The 18,089-nt window shown below is 39.1% G+C and carries 20 protein-coding genes and 1 pseudogene; 16 read left to right on the top strand and 5 right to left on the bottom strand.

Annotated features, from left to right (window positions below; all coding sequences use genetic code 11):
* Positions 1-98 precede the first annotated feature (98 nt).
* From AC4CU2_RS13385 to AC4CU2_RS13375, 3 genes are all read left to right on the top strand, one after another.
* Positions 99-509, top strand: coding sequence for a hypothetical protein (locus tag AC4CU2_RS13385; RefSeq protein ID WP_490737996.1), 411 nt, complete (start codon positions 99-101; stop codon positions 507-509).
* Between the two features lie 249 nt (positions 510-758).
* Positions 759-1,700, top strand: coding sequence for a YagK/YfjJ domain-containing protein (locus AC4CU2_RS13380; RefSeq protein WP_279044983.1), 942 nt, complete (start codon positions 759-761; stop codon positions 1,698-1,700).
* 70 nt (positions 1,701-1,770) lie between these two features.
* Complete coding sequence (locus AC4CU2_RS13375; protein WP_279044981.1) at positions 1,771-2,637, top strand: hypothetical protein; 867 nt, start codon at positions 1,771-1,773, stop codon at positions 2,635-2,637.
* A gap of 35 nt (positions 2,638-2,672) precedes the next feature.
* On the opposite strand, the gene AC4CU2_RS13370 is transcribed toward AC4CU2_RS13375, so the two are convergent.
* Positions 2,673-3,554, bottom strand: coding sequence for a LysR substrate-binding domain-containing protein (locus AC4CU2_RS13370; RefSeq protein ID WP_279044990.1), 882 nt, complete (start codon positions 3,552-3,554; stop codon positions 2,673-2,675).
* Between the two features lie 180 nt (positions 3,555-3,734).
* On the opposite strand from AC4CU2_RS13370, the gene AC4CU2_RS13365 reads away from it, so the two are divergent.
* From AC4CU2_RS13365 to AC4CU2_RS13345, 5 genes are all read left to right on the top strand, one after another.
* Positions 3,735-4,484 (top strand): SDR family NAD(P)-dependent oxidoreductase, encoded by a 750-nt coding sequence (locus AC4CU2_RS13365; RefSeq protein ID WP_279044980.1) that lies wholly within the window; start codon positions 3,735-3,737, stop codon positions 4,482-4,484.
* Positions 4,485-4,567: 83 nt separating this feature from the next.
* Positions 4,568-5,866: an MFS transporter gene (locus AC4CU2_RS13360; protein WP_215904343.1), complete on the top strand. Its 1,299-nt coding sequence runs from the start codon at positions 4,568-4,570 to the stop codon at positions 5,864-5,866.
* A gap of 15 nt (positions 5,867-5,881) precedes the next feature.
* The gene (locus AC4CU2_RS13355) at positions 5,882-6,727 is read left to right on the top strand and encodes a transketolase (protein ID WP_279044979.1); all 846 of its coding nucleotides are present in this window, start codon (positions 5,882-5,884) and stop codon (positions 6,725-6,727) included.
* A gap of 13 nt (positions 6,728-6,740) precedes the next feature.
* Positions 6,741-7,745: a transketolase family protein gene (locus AC4CU2_RS13350; protein ID WP_279044978.1), complete on the top strand. Its 1,005-nt coding sequence runs from the start codon at positions 6,741-6,743 to the stop codon at positions 7,743-7,745.
* Between the two features lie 160 nt (positions 7,746-7,905).
* Positions 7,906-9,168, top strand: a complete 1,263-nt coding sequence (locus AC4CU2_RS13345; RefSeq protein WP_279044977.1) for a carbohydrate porin — start codon at positions 7,906-7,908, stop codon at positions 9,166-9,168.
* A gap of 126 nt (positions 9,169-9,294) precedes the next feature.
* Here AC4CU2_RS13345 and AC4CU2_RS13340 read toward each other — a convergent pair whose 3' ends face one another.
* From AC4CU2_RS13340 to AC4CU2_RS13325, 4 genes are all read right to left on the bottom strand, one after another.
* Positions 9,295-9,828, bottom strand: coding sequence for a hypothetical protein (locus AC4CU2_RS13340; RefSeq protein ID WP_279044976.1), 534 nt, complete (start codon positions 9,826-9,828; stop codon positions 9,295-9,297).
* Between the two features lie 63 nt (positions 9,829-9,891).
* Complete coding sequence (locus AC4CU2_RS13335) at positions 9,892-10,197, bottom strand: hypothetical protein (protein WP_279044975.1); 306 nt, start codon at positions 10,195-10,197, stop codon at positions 9,892-9,894.
* 17 nt (positions 10,198-10,214) lie between these two features.
* Positions 10,215-10,361, bottom strand: coding sequence for a hypothetical protein (locus tag AC4CU2_RS13330; protein ID WP_178905194.1), 147 nt, complete (start codon positions 10,359-10,361; stop codon positions 10,215-10,217).
* Positions 10,362-10,383: 22 nt separating this feature from the next.
* Positions 10,384-10,659 (bottom strand): hypothetical protein, encoded by a 276-nt coding sequence (locus AC4CU2_RS13325; protein WP_279044974.1) that lies wholly within the window; start codon positions 10,657-10,659, stop codon positions 10,384-10,386.
* Positions 10,660-11,485: 826 nt separating this feature from the next.
* On the opposite strand from AC4CU2_RS13325, the gene AC4CU2_RS13320 reads away from it, so the two are divergent.
* The 8 genes and pseudogenes from AC4CU2_RS13320 to AC4CU2_RS13285 all read left to right on the top strand — a co-directional run bounded on the left by AC4CU2_RS13320 (position 11,486) and on the right by AC4CU2_RS13285 (position 18,053).
* The gene (locus AC4CU2_RS13320) at positions 11,486-11,803 is read left to right on the top strand and encodes a hypothetical protein (protein WP_279044972.1); all 318 of its coding nucleotides are present in this window, start codon (positions 11,486-11,488) and stop codon (positions 11,801-11,803) included.
* 63 nt (positions 11,804-11,866) lie between these two features.
* On the top strand, positions 11,867-12,913 hold the full coding sequence (locus tag AC4CU2_RS13315) for a DUF932 domain-containing protein (protein WP_279044970.1): 1,047 nt from the start codon (positions 11,867-11,869) through the stop codon (positions 12,911-12,913).
* A gap of 149 nt (positions 12,914-13,062) precedes the next feature.
* Positions 13,063-14,106, top strand: coding sequence for a lambda-exonuclease family protein (locus tag AC4CU2_RS13310; RefSeq protein WP_279044968.1), 1,044 nt, complete (start codon positions 13,063-13,065; stop codon positions 14,104-14,106).
* Between the two features lie 119 nt (positions 14,107-14,225).
* Positions 14,226-15,155, top strand: a complete 930-nt coding sequence (locus AC4CU2_RS13305) for a recombination directionality factor (RefSeq protein WP_279044986.1) — start codon at positions 14,226-14,228, stop codon at positions 15,153-15,155.
* Between the two features lie 67 nt (positions 15,156-15,222).
* Positions 15,223-15,453 carry a helix-turn-helix transcriptional regulator gene (locus tag AC4CU2_RS13300; RefSeq protein WP_005015568.1) on the top strand — a complete coding sequence of 77 codons (231 nt, stop codon included), beginning with the start codon at positions 15,223-15,225 and terminating at the stop codon, positions 15,451-15,453.
* A gap of 72 nt (positions 15,454-15,525) precedes the next feature.
* Positions 15,526-15,992, top strand: a pseudogene (locus tag AC4CU2_RS13295) (class I SAM-dependent methyltransferase); the annotation flags it as partial.
* 139 nt (positions 15,993-16,131) lie between these two features.
* Positions 16,132-17,499 (top strand): DUF4062 domain-containing protein, encoded by a 1,368-nt coding sequence (locus AC4CU2_RS13290; RefSeq protein ID WP_279044707.1) that lies wholly within the window; start codon positions 16,132-16,134, stop codon positions 17,497-17,499.
* An 8-nt stretch (positions 17,500-17,507) separates the two neighbouring features.
* Complete coding sequence (locus tag AC4CU2_RS13285) at positions 17,508-18,053, top strand: hypothetical protein (RefSeq protein WP_490768964.1); 546 nt, start codon at positions 17,508-17,510, stop codon at positions 18,051-18,053.
* Positions 18,054-18,089 lie beyond the last annotated feature (36 nt).

The following is an 18,089-nucleotide window of genomic DNA, read 5'->3' as shown; positions in this document are numbered from 1 at the left end:
TTAGAGTAGAAAGAAATTGGGGGGCCTTGTCTCAGGAAGAGTTTTCCACGCTTTTTACCAGCTTTATACGGTTTTCGAAAAGATCTAAACCACTTTCGATGAGTACAGGATATTTAGGAAGTTGGAATGTTGGTTATGAAAGTAAAACATCAGCGGATGTTTTATTTTTCTTTCCACGAACGAAGCTTGAGCAACTCGATGAAGTAGGAGTATCCATAATAAAATATTGGGATAGATTTCTTAACAATCATATACAAGCTAAAATTAATCGAGAACCGCTAGATATTATCAATCCAACTGAATGTATTGAAATATTTTTGTCCCAACCAGAATTTAGTTCAAAATACGTTGTGTTTGCTGCTAATGATAAAAAGAAACAGAGATTGTTCAAAAATACAATCGTCAAATACCTGTGTTATAAAGAGATTTTCCAACCAAAACCAGCAGCTCCGATCAGAAAGGTATTAATAAAGGGTTCAACTGCTAAAATGATAAAAGTGAATAATTAAAAAATTAACTTTAGCTTCTCTTTGCTCGGTTAATTCATGTGTTCTATGCTCAGTCGGTCTAACCAATTTGTTGTTAAGCCGTAGATTGGCCTTAGTAGGTTATTAAAGTTATTAAATATATTATTAATTATATATTTATCAATATCTTGCTTAATTGTTGAATGATTCTTTACTCATATATATGGTTAAACAATTAAAAGATTACAGACATGGCTGTGATATGAATCCTAACATGATGAGTATCACGACATGAATTTGACTACAGTGATCTGGAATGAATCTAATCTTTGCACTGCAATTGAAGATTTTGTTTATGATGTCTGTTTCGAACAGGTGGGTGAACAACAATTCAAACAGTCACTCAGTACATTATATGAAGCCTTTCAACACTTCTATTCAGCACAGCTTCACTACGCTGAATCCATTCAATATTTTATTCAGTGTAAGTATTGGATTGATCATTTTCTAAATGGTCAATCAGCATCATACATCTTAAATTTTAATACTCAGCAAGTTCAAACCCTATGCTGTGTACTCTATCAATATCGAAATGATTATTGGAATGAGTTGAATTGTTTCATTCAGCAAGAACAGCAGAATCGAAATTCACTGTATCAGTATCTGACTAAACTCATTACCCACTATTCTGAGCTGTTATTTGTGCGTGTCGATTTGGGTTATCTCGAAGAACAACAGGTCTATATAGGTATTCAAGATGTTCAACAGCATATGAATATTTTAAGAAATCGCATAGCTAATCAAGATGGATGTTTCATGGGGTTACAGGGCTATGCATGGGCATTAGAGCAGGGTGCAAAAAAAGGCTATCATTGCCATTTATTGCTAATTTATGATCCATCTAAACGTCTGAGTGACTGGTATCTCGCTGATCAGGTTGGGAAATTATGGCAAAGTATTACAGGTAATCTGGGATGGTACTTTAATTGTAATACGACTGAACATAAGCAGAAGTTTATGCGGAATAATCGATTAGGGGTAGGAAATATCCAGTGTAATGTTCAATTGGAAGTAAGCAATGCTTTTAATACAGGAATGTATCTGGTCAATCCTGAAAAGTATGCACAGCATTTACGCGCAAAGATACCGTATATGCGCAGCTTTGGTACGGGCCAGTTTGAAGTGCATTGGCGTAGAGGTGTAGCCCAAACCTTGCAGCAATGTGGATTCTAGATTAGATCACCATTAAAAAGTTACGGCACTCCTAAGTCTATGAAATAAATAACTTAGGATGTGTTTTATCATGACGACTTACAATGAATCTCAAACATTTTGTGAAATTGAAATCTTTATTCAAGCAATCTTAACCAATCAAATCAGTGTTGAGCAATTCAAACAGCAGATCATTCCATTGATTAAGAAATCCAGACGATTCTTTGTAGATGGGAATAATTATATTGCTGCCATTATTGTGTTTAAGCATCTTGAGCAGATCATCTTTAAAGCCAATGCGTTTAAGTTCTACGATTCTATTCAAGACTTGCCTGATCATGTGGTGGAAGGTTTTATAAAATATGTACAAGATCAAGCTGGGTTGATTGAAGCGGATTATCAATCCGATCAGAACGAGTATAAGAAACAGGTGAAAAAGGCTGAACGCTTCTTATCAGAATGTATACAGCAACAAGATCAATTAACCATCTTTCCAATTTGTTTAGGGGTTCAACCTGAAGCGCTATCAGTGATTCGCTTATATGATCTTGATCTTTACCTCAGTGCTTTTCTAAAGTTAATTCGATCCAGAGATACTGAGCTGTTTCGTTCAATTCATTCGGTGCTGTGGCAGATTAAACATGATCCAGAGCAGGGCTACTATGTTCAGTTATTCTGTATCTATGCTGGACAAGCACAAGCTGTCACTCTAACGGATCATGCACGTAGAATCGGTGAGCAATGGTTGGAGGTCACCAATGGTTATGGTGCCGTTTCATTCGAAGAGCATGATTTAAAAGGTATCTCAGTGAATTGTTTGGATGACAAGCAGATTCAACGCGCTTTGCAAGCGGTAAAAAACCGTTTAAACAGCCATGCCAATAATCATTACTTAAGAGTGACAAGGCATCGTAGAAAAACCTTTGATTGTCAGCGGATAGTTCTAAGTCTGGTTTAAATGGTTGCTTTCTGTTTTGAGCGACTGTTTGATCATTATTTATCTTTTATGATTTCGTCACCAATCCAGTTTAAAAAGTGGTTCACTTTGAGAATGTTCTCATGGGTACGTGGATAAACTAAGTGGTGTGCAGAGATGGGTACGGATAAGTCATCAGCAAAGACTTTCACAAGTTTTCCTGAATCTAGATAATTTTGGGTAAGTAAATTGCTTTCTAGGACAAATCCAAGCCCATGAGTTGCAGCTTCAAGTGACATATATGAGCGATCAAAACTAAAAGTATAAGGAAATTCAGGAATGCTTAACCCTTGATGTGCAAACCATTGGGGCCATGTCACGAGTGTGGACTTTGATAAAATTAATTCTTTTTTTAGTAAATCTTTAGGCTTAGAAACAGGACTGCGCTCAAGTAATTTGGGGGAGGCAAGAACTTCTAATTTTTCACTTCGAACCGTTCTAATTTCGACGCCTGTCCAATTCGGAATACCATGACGAATATCAATATCAATTTTATCTCGTGTGAAATGAAGGTTTTCATAAGAGCAAGATAAATTCACCTGAATGAGAGGATATTGTTCTTTAAATGATTCCAATCTTGGCAATAACCACAGAAGTCCAAAGCTAGGTGAAGAATGGATATATAAACTATCTTTTGGGCTTTTATCTGATGCTTGTTCAGTCGCTAACATCAAATTATGCAAGATAGTCGTTACATCTTGATAATAACGTTCACCAGAAGGTGTTAAGGTCACTCCGCGTGCGCCCCTTATAAATAAGCTTTGACCAATCATTTCTTCTAGTTTTGCTATTTGATGACTGACAGCAGATGGTGTGAGGCTCAAAACCTCTGCCGCTTTTGCCACATTTCCTAACCGAGCAGTTTGTTCAAACGCTTGTAAGGTTTTTATTGCAGGCACTTGATTGTAATTTTTTTCACTATTGTTCATTTAAAATTCCATTTTTCTTTCGAATATCAACTAAAAATATCATAGGCATGAATATTATTCATGCCTAGTTGAGTTTAACCTTATTGCTGCTCACTGTGAAAAAAGAGAATCTAACGATGAATAAATATGTTGAAGAAAAGAGGAATAGACATGTTACTACAAGGAAAAGTAGCGTTAATCACAGGTGCAGCATCTGAACGTGGTATTGGTCGTGCAACAGCAGAAATCTTTGCACAGCAAGGCGCCAAAGTCATTATTGTTGATCTAGATCTTGCGCAAAGCCAGCATGCGGCTAAAGCATTGGGCGAAGGTCATTTAGGTCTAGCAGCAAATGTTGCTAATGAAGAACAAGCACACGCTGCTGTGGAACAAGCCCTTCAACACTACGGTAAAATTGATATTTTGGTCAATAACGCAGGAATTACCCAACCTGTAAAAACATTAGATATCAAGCGTAATGATTATGACCGTATTTTGGATGTCAGTCTGCGTGGAACACTCATTATGTCTCAGGCTGTAATTCCCTCAATGAAAGAAAATGGTGGAGGAAGTATTGTGTGCTTATCATCCGTTTCGGCACAACGAGGTGGTGGTATTTTTGGTGGTCCACACTACAGCGCTGCCAAAGCTGGGGTTTTAGGATTAGGTAAAGCGATGGCACGTGAATTTGGTGCAGATAATATTCGTGTGAATTCACTTACACCAGGTCTGATTCAAACAGATATTACTGGTGGTCTAATGCAGGATGATCGTCGTCATGACATTCTTGCAGGTATTCCACTTGGTCGCTTAGGTAAAGCTCAAGATGTTGCAAATGCAGCATTATTCTTAGCCAGTGATCTATCAGACTATTTAACAGGTGTAACTTTAGATGTAAATGGCGGAATGCTGATTCACTAAAACTCAGTATTAGTATTAGAAAATTTAAAATAGAGACATGGCCATGAGAGGATATTGTGGCCAAATGTAAAGGGACTCGCATGATGGATACCGTATTTTCATCTGATACAGATGCTATTCGTAAATCTGCATATCGAAAAATTGCATTTCGGCTGATGCCATTTTTAATGCTTTGTTATTTTTGTGCTTACCTAGACCGTGTAAATGTTGGTTTTGCCAAACTTCAAATGATGAGTGATTTACAGTTCAGTGAAGCTGTTTATGGACTCGGCGCAGGTATTTTCTTTATAGGATATTTCTTATGTGAAGTACCTAGCAATATTGTGCTTCACAAAGTTGGTGCTCGACGTTGGATTGCTCGAATCATGATTACATGGGGTATTTTGTCAGGCTGTTTTGCATTTGTTGAAACAGAGTGGCAATTCTATACCTTACGCTTCTTACTCGGTGTTGCTGAAGCTGGATTAGCGCCAGGTTTATTACTTTATCTTACATATTGGTTCCCATCTTATCGTCGGGCCCGTATGACTGTGCTGTGGTTTATTGCGATCCCAATTTCAGGAATGATTGGTGGACCTCTGTCTGGCTTAATCATGGATCAAATGAACAATGTGCAAGGATGGCATGGTTGGCAATGGATGTTTGTGCTTGAAGCTATACCTACTGTGGTTGTTGGTTTATTAGTCCTCGCAGTTCTAAAAGATTCTGTTCAAGATGCACATTGGTTAACAAGTGCTGAAAAGAATTTAGTTCAGCAAGAAATCGCACAAGATAATCAGCAGAAAGAAGGGCATAGCAGTATTAAAGACTTCATTAGTGATAAACGCTTGTGGTTACTTGCTGGAATCTACTTTTGTGTCGTAATGGGACAATATGCAATTACTTTCTGGTTGCCGACATTAATTCGTAACTCGGGCATTAGCGACAACTGGCATATTGGCTTGTTGACCAGCCTACCTTATATGTGTGCCATAGTTGTAATGCTATTAGCAGGCCGTAGCGGAGATCACTTTAGAGAGCGTCGCTGGCATTTAATTATTCCTATGTGTGCTGGTGCAATTGCACTGACCTTCGCAACATTGTTTGCCTCGAATCTAACCCTATCGCTGATTTGTTTATGTATTGCGGCATCAGGTGTACTCACCGCATCTTCTTTGTTTTGGATGTTGCCAACCAACTTTTTAGGTGGTGTTTCAGCTGCCGCAGGTATTGCTGGAATCAATAGTTTTGCCAATCTCGCTGGATTTTGTTCTCCGTTTCTCATCGGCTGGATTACCACTAATACAGGTTCGAATGCCATAGGTATGTTCTTAATCACAGCAGTCTTAGTTGTTGGCGCAAGCCTAGTACTACGCGTTCCAGCAAAACTGGTTAATCGTTAATAAGAGAAGCTAATCATGTCAAATATTAATAAAGAAGCTCGTATTGCTGAACTCCAGCAACGTGCATATAACATTCGTCAACATGCGTTACGTATGGGACAAGTACAGGGCCAAGGTTATGTTGGACAGGCCTTAGGTGCAGCTGATCTACTTGCAGTTTCTTATTTTCATGCAATGAAATATCAGCCTGACAATCCTGAGTGGGAAGGAAGAGATCGCTTTTATCTTTCAATAGGTCATTATGCAATTGCTTTATATGCTGCTTTGATCGAAGCAAAAGTTATTCCAATTGAAGAACTAGAAACGTATGGTTCTGATGACAGTCGTTTACCTATGTCAGGCATGGCAACTTATACCCCTGGTATGGAAATCACTGGTGGTTCATTGGGTCACGGTTTAGGCATTGCGGTAGGTGCTTGCCTCGGATTAAAGCAAAAGAAATCAGAGTCTTTTGTTTATAACTTCCTATCAGATGGTGAGCTCAATGAGGGCTCGACATGGGAAGCAGTCATGTCGGCTTCACATTGGAAGTTAGATAATCTCATTGCAATTATTGATGTGAATAATCAGCAAGCCGATGGGCATTCAAGTGAAATTCTAGCTTTTGAACCAATTGTAGATCGTTGGCAGTCTTTTGGTTGGTACACCCAACGCGTAGATGGCAACAATATGGAAGCTTTACTTGACGCTTTCGATCAAGCGAAATGCCACGAAGGAACATGCCCAAGAGTCATTATTTGCGATACCAAAATGGGTAAAGGTGTTTCATTTTTAGAAAGCCGTGAAAAAACACATTTTATTCGCGTGGATGAACGCGAATGGGATGAAGCTTTAAACATATTAACCCATTACGGCAAATAAGGAGTCTAGATCCATGAGCCAATTAGCGAACTCTCCTAAGAAAAAATTAAAAACGTCTGCCATGATTGCTTCGATTGCTGCAGAAGGGCAACCAACCAAGTCTGCACCATTTGGGCATGCTTTAAATGCGCTAGCGAAAGAGCGTGATGATATTGTTGGATTATCAGCAGATCTATCCAAATATACAGATCTACATATTTTCGCGAATCAAAATCCAGATAAGTTCTTTCAAATGGGAATGGCAGAACAACTCCTAATGAGTGCTGCTGCTGGATTAGCTCGAGAAGGCTTCGTTCCTTTTGCCACGACTTATGCTGTCTTTGCTTCACGCCGAGCTTACGATTTTATCTGTATGGCGATTGCCGAAGATAATCTAAATGTGAAAATTGTAGCAGCCCTTCCTGGTTTAACTACAGGATATGGACCAAGTCACCAAGCAACAGAAGATATTGCCATTTTCCGTGGAATGCCAAACCTAATGATCATTGATCCATGTGATGCATTGGAAATTGAACAGGCTATTCCACAGGTTGCTGCTCATCAAGGTCCTGTTTATATGCGCTTGTTGCGTGGTCAAGTTCCATTGGTACTGGATAAATATAACTACCAATTTAAATTAGGTAAGGCCCAAGTCATTAAGCCAGGTAAAGATCTCTTGATTATCTCTACTGGATTACTGACCATGCGTGCGCTTGAGGCCGCTGAAGAACTTGAAAAAGAGGGAATTGAGGTTTCAGTTTTACATGTCCCAACCATTAAGCCTCTTGATGAAGAAACGATTTTAGCTGAAGTTGCAAAAGGAGGTCGACCTGTACTTACTGCTGAAAATCATTCTGTGGTTGGGGGCTTAGGTGAAGCAGTTGGAACCTTGTTATTAAGAAATGGGCAACATCCACGTTTTGACATGATTGGGTTACCCGATGCATTTTTAGATGCAGGTGCACTGCCAACACTACATGATCGTTATGGTATTTCTACAGAAGCCGTTAAAGAGAAAATTAAAAATCATTTAACCTAAGAGAATCCAATTCTGTTAGTGAATTGAGCATGGTATGTGACAGGAGTCCCGCCATGCTGCAATTTTATCACACCACTTTTACTCCATTTAATCATTCAAAATAGCTCATTCAATTAGCTGTTTAGGGAAACTTATATTCAAAATTTGCAGGGATTGTGCAATGAAAAAAAGTAATTTTTTATGTCTTATTGGTGTACTTATTGGAACAAATACAGTTTGTTTTGCTGAGAGCTTATTTGATGTGAATCGGACAAATTTAACAGGGGACTGGGGTGGTGAACGAACAGCTCTAGCAGATAAAGGAATCAAATTTGATGGTAGTTCCAATCTCGATATTGCTTATTTAGCAGATGGTGGATATGCCCCACGACAAGACCCAACATATGTTAGCCAGTTTTCACTGGGTACAATCTTAGATTTAGAAAAGTTGTTAAATGTAGACGGGGTGAGTGTTCGAGCATTAATTATGGCAAGACAAGGACAGAGTGTATCAGTAGAACAGATTTCCGATCCGCAAGCACCACAATTGGCCAATGTACAGGCAAACTATGGTCGAGGTAATTCGGGTACAAGGCTTGCAGAATTGTCGATCGAGAAGAATTTTAGGAACGCAGCTACCAGAATTCGAGTTGGGCGTTTTGCCATGGGAACCTATTTCAATGTGATGTCTTGTGACTTTCAAAATAATTCATTTTGCGGTGCACAAATGGGGAAATGGCAAGGCAGTAAATGGATTAATGCACCTGTAAGCCAATGGGCTCTAATGTCTAAATATAGTTTTAACCCTGAGGCCTTTATACAATTTGGTGTATTCGAATATAACCCAAAAAACTTGGAAGAAAGTGAAGGTTGGAATTTTAGTACGAATGATGCAGATGGCGTGAATATTCCGGTTGAATTTGTATGGCAGCCTAAAAAAGGAATAAATGAATTACCAGGGATATATCGTCTTGGTGGATTTTACAATACAGCTCATGATGTTAAAAATCAGAAGGATATTGTTACTGGAGAGCCGCAAGATCATACATATGGTATGTGGGGAGTTGCGGAACAACAATTAACCCAAAAAGACTCAACTCATCAGGGATTGTATGCCTTTATGAACTTCAGCTTTCATGATCAAACCACTAACAAAGTTGAAAATATGCAACAAATGGGTTTGAAATATGTTGGACTTTTAAATCATCATCCTAATGATATTGTTGGTTTTGCTATGAATAGAGTTGATGTTAGTGATCGTTACAGTCAAATACACCAAGTCATTAACGAGGAGGCTGAATATAACATTGAGTTGAACTATTCATATTTCCCAATGAAATGGTTGATGCTTAGACCTAATATTCAATATGTAATCAATCCTGGAGCAACGAATAATGTTGATAATGCTTTAGTGCTGGGCTTAAGCTCGAAAATTATTTTTTAAAAATATGTCTACTGAAATTTGGGTTGTGTTTTAAATTATTGATATTAAAATAAATAATATTGTTGTGGTTAAAAGAAGGGAATATTTTTATTCCCTTAATTAATGGAAAATCTTCGTTATCAATAGCTAAAAATTATAGGTATAGGTCAATCCGCTGTTGGTGGTGATGGTCACCTCACGCACATTTTCAGCAGCGCAACCGAGATAGACTTGGGCCACTGAGCCATAGCGCATATTCTGATAATCATAAAAACCTTTGGTTCTACAATTGCCACGATTGATTGATACGTTGGTCAGAGAGGTGGGATCATTATTCAGTGACATGATATTGAGCTTATCCACATAGCCTGTCATGGAGTATTGTGATTCATCACGGCGAACACGGACTTCGAACTCTTCCTGTAAGGGCGGTTCCTGTGATAATTCTGTCATTTGCTCAGCATCAGCGCCATTTTCTAAAAATGATTTATCAACGACAAAATCATCCTCGGATTGATTGCTCGTCTCAGACTGATCAGAAGTGCTATTCGCGGTAGAGACCGTATTTTGATCTGCTGTTGCTTTGGGTTCTACTACGGCTTGAGATTCTTTGGATGGGCTACATGCGGTTAAGCCCAGTATTAATACACTGGATAAAAGAATCGGGTGGATCAGTTTCATGGCTGACTTCCTAAAAAATTGCTTATTTCATCTATGAATAAAGTCGTTGTTTGTTCTGTGTGGTTATTTGCATTTGCCTTTATGAACTGATTGCACCAAACGCGGTTCTGTTTTATCTGCATCTAAACGTAGGCAAATGGCTTTCTTAGTTTTGATGGAATTAGAAACCAGCTCTTCACCCTGAATCGGATTGCTACCACCTGCGTTATAAACTTGATAGCGTTTGCCTGTGGTGGTTTTAAAACTAAAGGCGTCGCCTGATTCACTAAAGCCTTCGATATTTTTAACAATCACAGTTGCTGAATTAGATTGTGCAAACAGCGAGGTGCAGATCAGACTAAGGCCACAGGCCAAGATGAGTTTTTTCATTTTGTTATTCCTCTGGCTTAGTTCTTAAAAATGGTCACAGGCCAAACCACGGCTTTACCGAGATTGTAGGCATAGCTGTAATGTGCGGTACTGCTGAAATTCTTGAAATACACTGAGCAAATCAGTGCGATCAGCACGTAGCCGATAATTAAATAGTTTTTCATGTGGTTCCCCAGATGCTTGAATTTATGACTGACATTGCTGAACAGCATTTGCCATCACCACGTTAAAATCTTCAGGTGGGTGCATTGTTTCTCGAACCGTGACATCCGCCATTTTTTCCATAAATTCAGGCGAGTAATGTGCTTCGACTTTGTCGTAAATACAGCCACAGGTAGAGCGGTCTAAACCACCCGCCTGATAACCTGCTTTAAAGTCACGTTTGACTTTGCTGTCACAGGCAGTGAGCAGGGTGCTACTGAAGGCAATGGTGATTACCCCAAACCAAGTTTGATATTTCATTTCTGTTCCAAGTCATTGTTATCTATTGTTCTTAAGTCATACGAATGGGTTTATTTATGCCAGCCTGCCAGATAAATCAGCAGCCATAGTCCGCCAAGCACAAAAACAAAGGGGCCTAGCATCGCCACCACGACGACAATTAAAATGAGCTGTACGATCAATTTCATAATGTTGTTCCAGCACAAAGCAGCCCCTGAATTAAAAAACTCAGTGGTTGATCAGTGCGGTGAAATGAATCAGTGCACAGGGCAAGACAATAAAGTTGGAATCGGAATGCAATACCGAAGTCGGCAAATAGGTATAAATGGAGCGAGTGCAGGGGAAGAAAGCACAGTAAATTGAATCATGATTGATGACTCCTTGGAATTATAAGAAGTTCTACCGAATCACTGTCAATTGATTATGGTGGCAGAACGAGAAGGGGTTGACAGACTGGGATCCAAGGAACCAGCACGCACAAGGCGTCCCCCTCCCGTCCTACCGCAACAACAGGGGGACACGAGGGTTCCACGACATACAAAATTACTTTCATATACCGTGCTGGATCTGCGGTCTGTCAAAACCGACTGGCAATGTAGGCCAGCTCTTGCATCATAATCGCTGATAAAAATCAGGTCAATTGATCCCTGTATCAAGTCATTAAAATTGATTTAAAAAGCGTCGATTAAAATCACATTCTAAAAAAATACAGATACATATCATCTAAATGAGAAGCATGTGGCTCCTTCAAAACAGCCCTATGCAATAACCCGATTCACGTTTTGCCTGCTTTCCCCCAAAGCAGGCTTTTTTTATTTCACTCATTTTTATTACAGGAATTATTCAGATGAGTTTGCCATGTCCTTATTGTCAGTCCCGAGACACAGTACTGTTGGAATCCCCACAACATTTCGTCATCAACAGCAATTCACCTTCAGCGCAAAACAATGTGATGTCACCTATAGCATTAGCGACCTTGGGTATCAGTGTTTCTAAGAGCTTGAACATTCCCCCGATTGCAGGCGCCCTAGTCGGGGTGCTGATCGGTGGCATTTGGATGCTGATGACCGAGGATGAAGTCCAAAGTAGCTCACATCCTGTTTATAGCCGACATTATTACTGCAATGACTGTGACCGCGATTTTAGTCCAAGCATCCGTAACTAATTTTTAAATGAATTTATCCAATGACCTTTTACAGCAATTCAAATTTTTATAGGAATTAAAATCATGGCACATCAACTTGAACAAATGGCCTATGTCGGTGAAACCCCTTGGCATGGCTTAGGCAACCAACTGACTCACAATCAACCGATTGAAGTCTGGGCACAACAAGCAGGTATGGACTGGCGCATTGAATCTTCAGATGTCAGCTATATGGCTAAAAATGATCGAGGACAAAGCATCATTATGCCTTATGAAGAACAACGCGTTTTATACCGTTCTGATACCCATGCACCGCTGTCTGTGGTCAGTCAGCGTTATCAGGAAGTGCAACCCAAACAAATTTTAGAGTTTTATCGTGATCTCACTGAGCAATCGGGCTTTGAACTGGAAACTGCGGGTGTACTCAAAGGTGGTAAGAAGTTCTGGGCATTGGCACGTACAGGACAAAGCTCAGCTTTAAAAGGTAAGGATGTCAGTAATGGCTACATTCTTTTGGCTACAGCTTGTGACGGGACACTCGCCACTACAGCACAATTCACCAGTATTCGTGTCGTGTGTAATAACACCTTAGCCATTGCCTTAAAGGGACAAAACTCAAGTGCAGGTGTAGTCAAAGTACCGCACAGCACTAAGTTCGATGCAGAGAAGATTAAACAGCAATTGGGGATTTCAGTCCGTGCATGGGATGAGCACATATATGAAATGAAACAACTCAGTCAGCGTAAAGTGACGCAGTTTGAGGCAGCGGCTTATTTTGATGCCGTGTTTAACAATACCAGTCTCAGCCCAATGGAACAGGATGAAGGCATTATTCAGTTCTACCGTAATGTTGCCACACAAGCCAATTCAGCTACCAAAGCTGAAAACAAGATGGAACCGAATGGCCGTGCCATGTCGAAAGTCATGACTATGTTTAACGGGCAGGGTCGTGGGGCAGAACTCAGCTCAGCCAAAGACAGCGCTTATGGCTTGTTATGCTCAATTACTGAATTTGCCGATCACGAACGTCGTGCTATGAGTCAAGATCATCGTCTGGATTCTGCATGGTTTGGTGCTGGAGCGGGTCTCAAGCAACGTGGACTGGAACAAGCTTTACGCATGTTGGCTTAATTCCAAAGCATCTATTGATTAGCCTAAGCTGACTCATCGCCTAACTGAAAAGCTCAACCTTACAAATAACTTAACTCATTCATTCAAAAGCTGTGTCTTCGGACACGGCTTTTTTTATGCCCAAAATTCAACAATGACAGGAAATTACTATGAACTCAGCCGTAATTCAACCAAACAACGCAACACTGAGTATCTACTCCAATCGCCCAAAACTGTTTACAGCAAAACGTTTCGTAGAGACTAAAAATATGACGCAAGCCGAATGGCTGGAAGTCAGACGCAAGGGCATTGGCAGCAGTGACTGTGCGGCAGCCTGTGGTCTCAATCCGTATATGTCGATGCTAGAACTATGGATGATCAAAACAGGACGCATTCAACAAAACATCGAAGATCAAAGCGAAGGCCATGCACCCTTGTACTGGGGCAAACGACTTGAACCCTTAGTTGCTGAATACTACAGCATGCATACCAACTACAAAGTGCGTAGAGTCAATGCCGTATTACAACACCCTGATCCAGACAAACATTTTATGTTAGCTAATCTGGATTACTCAGTTGTTGGAGATTCCGATGTACAAATACTGGAGTGTAAAACCGCAGGGGAGTATGGTGCCAAGCTATGGCGAGACGGTGTGCCTTTATACGTGCTCTGCCAAGTGCAACATCAATTGGCGGTGACAGGCAAGCAAGCAGCGCATATTTGTGTCTTACTCTGCGGACATGAAACCCGAATCTTTAAAGTGACACGTTCAGAATCCGTGATTCAGCACATCATCAATGCGGAGCGTTACTTCTGGGAATGTGTGGAAAAGGATACCCCACCTGAAGCCGATGCCAGCGAATCGGCAGCCAAAGCTTTACAACTGCTTTATCCAGAACATGTACCGCTTTCAACGACAGACTTATCTGAGGATGAGCAAGCCAATCAACAGTTTGAACAACTAATCCGAGTACGCAACCAAGTTGAAAAGCACCAAGAGCAATTTGACTTACTTAAACATCAGCTTCAGGCCAAGATGCAAGAGGCTGAACGCGCCACCTTTAAAACAGGTTCAGTGACGTGGAAGAAATCTAAAGACTCGATTACTTTGGATACCAAGGCTTTACTTAAATCACACCCTGAGTATCTCGATCAGTTTCCACAAGCCAAGCAAGGGACACGGCGTTTTCAGATTTATGCCAATGGTGCATAAGTCCATTTTTATCCATAAAAGCATCAAGTGAAATACCAACAAGCAAGCTCATATCAGCCCATGCCCACAGCATGGGCTTTTTTATGTCTAATTTATTTTACTCAAAAGAGGAAATCAACATGATCAAAGGTTTAGCCATTACACCGCCAATACTCGGGCGAATTAGTATCGGCAAGATGGTGGAAAAGAATGGTAAACGCATCCCTGAAAAGGATGACCAATTTACCATTACCTCTCAAATCCAAAATAAAGAGGGCTGGGTGAAACATCCCTTAGATGAACAACTCCGAGCCAAAGCACCCAATCAAAAACTGCGAAGTATCCCAGTCCGTATGATCTTCAATGATCCTGAACTGAATCTTCGAGCAGAGTACAGCTTATTTGACCGTCAAACAGGCCGTCCTGTTTGTGTAGGCAATGGTGAAACTTGTCGGCGACTGACCAATCAAGGGGTAGAACATCATCCTTGCCCATCTCCAGATTTATGCCCATTAGCACAAGGTGGACTCTGTAAACCTTATGGGCGTTTGTATGTGAATTTGGATGAGTCAGATGAACTCGGTACTTTCATCTTTAGAACCACAGGCTTTAATAGTATCCGGACTTTGGCAGCAAGACTGAGTTATTACCATGCAGCATCCAATGGCTTACTGTCATGTTTACCTTTACAACTCACTCTAAGAGGCAAGAGCACTACGCAAAGCTATCGAACGCCTGTGTATTACGTGGATTTAACTTTACGGGAGGGTGTTCATTTACAAGAAGCGATTCAAACCGCTAAGGAGATTGACCAGAAAAGTAAATTGTGTGGTTTTAATCAAGTGGCTTTAGATCAGATGGCTCGCTATGGTTTTAGCAATGCACAGTTTGAGGTGAATGCAGAGGAGGATGAGGAAATTGTTGGGGAGTTTTACGCGGAAGAATCTTCTCAAGCAGAACAACAGCCTGTTGATTCGAAAGCCAAGACTAAATCTAAGCTCAATCAAGATGATGGATTTGTACAGGATATGCAGAAAGGGTTGCACGGGAGTGTGAGGGCGGTGAATTAGTTAATTTTTACAGACCTCCTGATTATTTGAGCAGTAACGCTCGCATTATTGATTTGGAGTAAATTTCATGAATGCGTTTGTTGGACAAACTTTTCAAATGAATCAACTGATTAGTATTAAAGAAGTTATTAAATTTGTTGGTGTAGGTAGATCAACAATCTATGAAATGATGGATGAATACTCACCTTACTATGATCCGACTTTTCCCAAAAAAGTAAAAATTACACAGAATCGTATTGGTTGGTCTGCTTATGAAATTCATCAGTGGATTGAAAATAAGTTGGCGAGCCGTGAATAGAAAGGGAGTTTTTGCTCCCTTATTTTTTGTTTTTTAGTAGACTAATTGTGATTTTTAGCCTAAGTATTCGTAATTAAAACAATAGACTACTACAATAAGCATGCAGAAGAATTTACAGCTTCAACGTTTGAAGTTGATATGGAAAGTTTATATCAGCCTTTCTTAGCTGAGTTGTCTGAAGGTACTCGGATTCTTGACGTTGGTTGTGGCTCGGGACGAGATACGCAGGCTTTTAAAAATAAAGGCTATGAAGTTGATGCAATGGATTACTCAGAAGAGCTTGTAAAAAGAGCAATCCAGCTTACAGACGGTCAAGTAAAGCTGATGAGCATGAGGCTTATAATGGGGTCTGGGCATGTGCCTCTTTATTGCATTGTGAGCGTGAATGCTTAGCTGAAGTCATAGGAAAGTTGATAATTGCCTTGAAACCAAATGGTGTGCTTTATATGTCATTTAACTATGGCGACAGTGATCGAGAAAAGAACGGTCGTCAATTTACTGATTTAAATGATGCTCAAGCGGAGGTTCTATTTAGGCAGGAATTGTATTCATAACATAAAACCATGCTGTGCTGTTTTAGTTTAAAAGCAAGAAATTATCTAATACATATGTATTTATCTAACTTTGTTGAGATGCTATAAATGTTAATTAATTCAATGTTTATTTTATAAAGAAAAAATGAGTCAAGATACGAAGTACCAAGTATTTATTAGTTCAACATATACAGATTTAATAGAAGCGCGAAGTGCCGCAATCAATACTGTTTTAGAATCTTATAACTTTCCAGTAGGTATGGAATTATTTGGTGCTGATAATGATGAGCAATGGACAATTATTAAAGATTTAATTGATTCAAGTGATTTTTATATTTTAATATTGGGTCATCGATACGGTTCGATCTCGAAACAAGATGGGATTAGCTTTACAGAAAAAGAGTTCGATTACGCTATCAGTAAAGGGTTAAAGATACTTTGTTTTGTTCGTAATGATAATGTTCCTACACGCCCGCATGAACGAGATGCTAACAATGAAAATATTGATAAACTACAGCGTTTTCGAGAAAAGGTTCTGACTGATCGTTTGTGCGAATTTTGGGATACGGTAGATGATTTAAAACATAAGATTTCAAATTCACTTTATAAAAACATGAGAAAGCATAGGGGGGGCGGTTGGATCAGAGGAAACCAAATTTCAGGTCAACTTGCTGAAGAACTAGCTAAGCTCAGTGAGGAAAATAGAAAACTCCGCGAAGAAAATGAACGTATTAAAGAGTCGATTAAAGTAAAACAACCTTTACTTAAAGTAAGCATTAATGACATAGCGAATACCTCAATAGAAGAGTTTGATCAAATAGAGCTATTTTGGTTCAAATTAAGGGAGGATGACTACTATGAAAAACCTGAAAGAATTTCCACTCGCATGGAAATGCGACGTGCAGGAGATTTATTGACAACTCATTCAATTTTGGGAATGCATGATATAAAAAAATATATTCAAGAATATAATGATGAAGTTGATGCTATTTCAGAAGTAGATATAAATAATCATAATCACGCTTTAAGAGCACTTCATCAGTTAGAAGTAAGATCAAGTCAGTTAAATATTGCTGTTGAAAATATTGGTAGTAATTTGGCTAACATGATTAGTGTAGAAATCGAATTTCCAAATTTTATTACAATTATTGATGATAAATCTGATGAAGATATTAAATGGTATCAAAAGAACATACAGAAAAGTTTGATTCCAAATATTAAGTCACCCGAGGCAAGACAGCAGGAATATATGTCAGGAGTGTTAAAAAACTTAGCGACTATAGATTACGGAAGTTTAATGCCAAAAGTAAATATGGGCTTAAGTGATAGCTACTCCGATAAAAATACTATTTACATTATAACTAATTCACTTTTACATACAAGAAAAATAAAATTTGATAATTATTATCTAGTTCCTAACGCTATTGATGAAGGTGTAATAAAAATAAATATTATGTGTGCGGAATATACAGATCATATTTCTTTTGAAATACCAGTAGTTGTTACTGCTTAGAGGGGCTAATGGAAATTACTCATATCGTTGGACTGCTTGGTGCCTTAGTTGGAATTATTGGTATATTTTTTAAACGACAAGAAATCACAGCTTTGGCGCATAAAGACTATACGGCTAAACTTGATTCGACAAATAGATTTTTCGAAAACTTTTTTGAGAAAGATGGAGTTAGGAGATTAGTTCTTGATAGGGCAGCACAAGAACTAGCTAGGTTGGATTATGTTGACTATGATTTTATTTGTTATCTAGTAAAGTTACATGAGGCTCGGTTAATTAATTTAGATCAAATTATTAGACTATATAAATCTGGACGTAAATTTATAGAATATACTCCCCAGCAAAATGTAAGTGCTAGTAATTTTACATTAAAAATAAAAGATGGTCGTTCTGTCAAAAAACAAGTTATTATTTTTGGAGCTCAATATTTCTTTTTTGCACTACTGTTAGTATTGCCTTTTCTATTGGCAAGTATTCTAAGTAATTGGTTACCTACGCAGGTATCCTTGTTTGTTTATTTTTTTGGTGGTGCATATCTTTTTGGATGGGCAGAGTAAAACTTGAAGTGCGACATAAACCACCTAATTAATTTA

Source organism: Acinetobacter sp. 797_lipA (assembly GCF_058243025.1).
The sequence above is the reverse complement of the archived record's forward strand: the minus strand, read 5'-3'. Positions and strand labels throughout refer to the sequence as shown.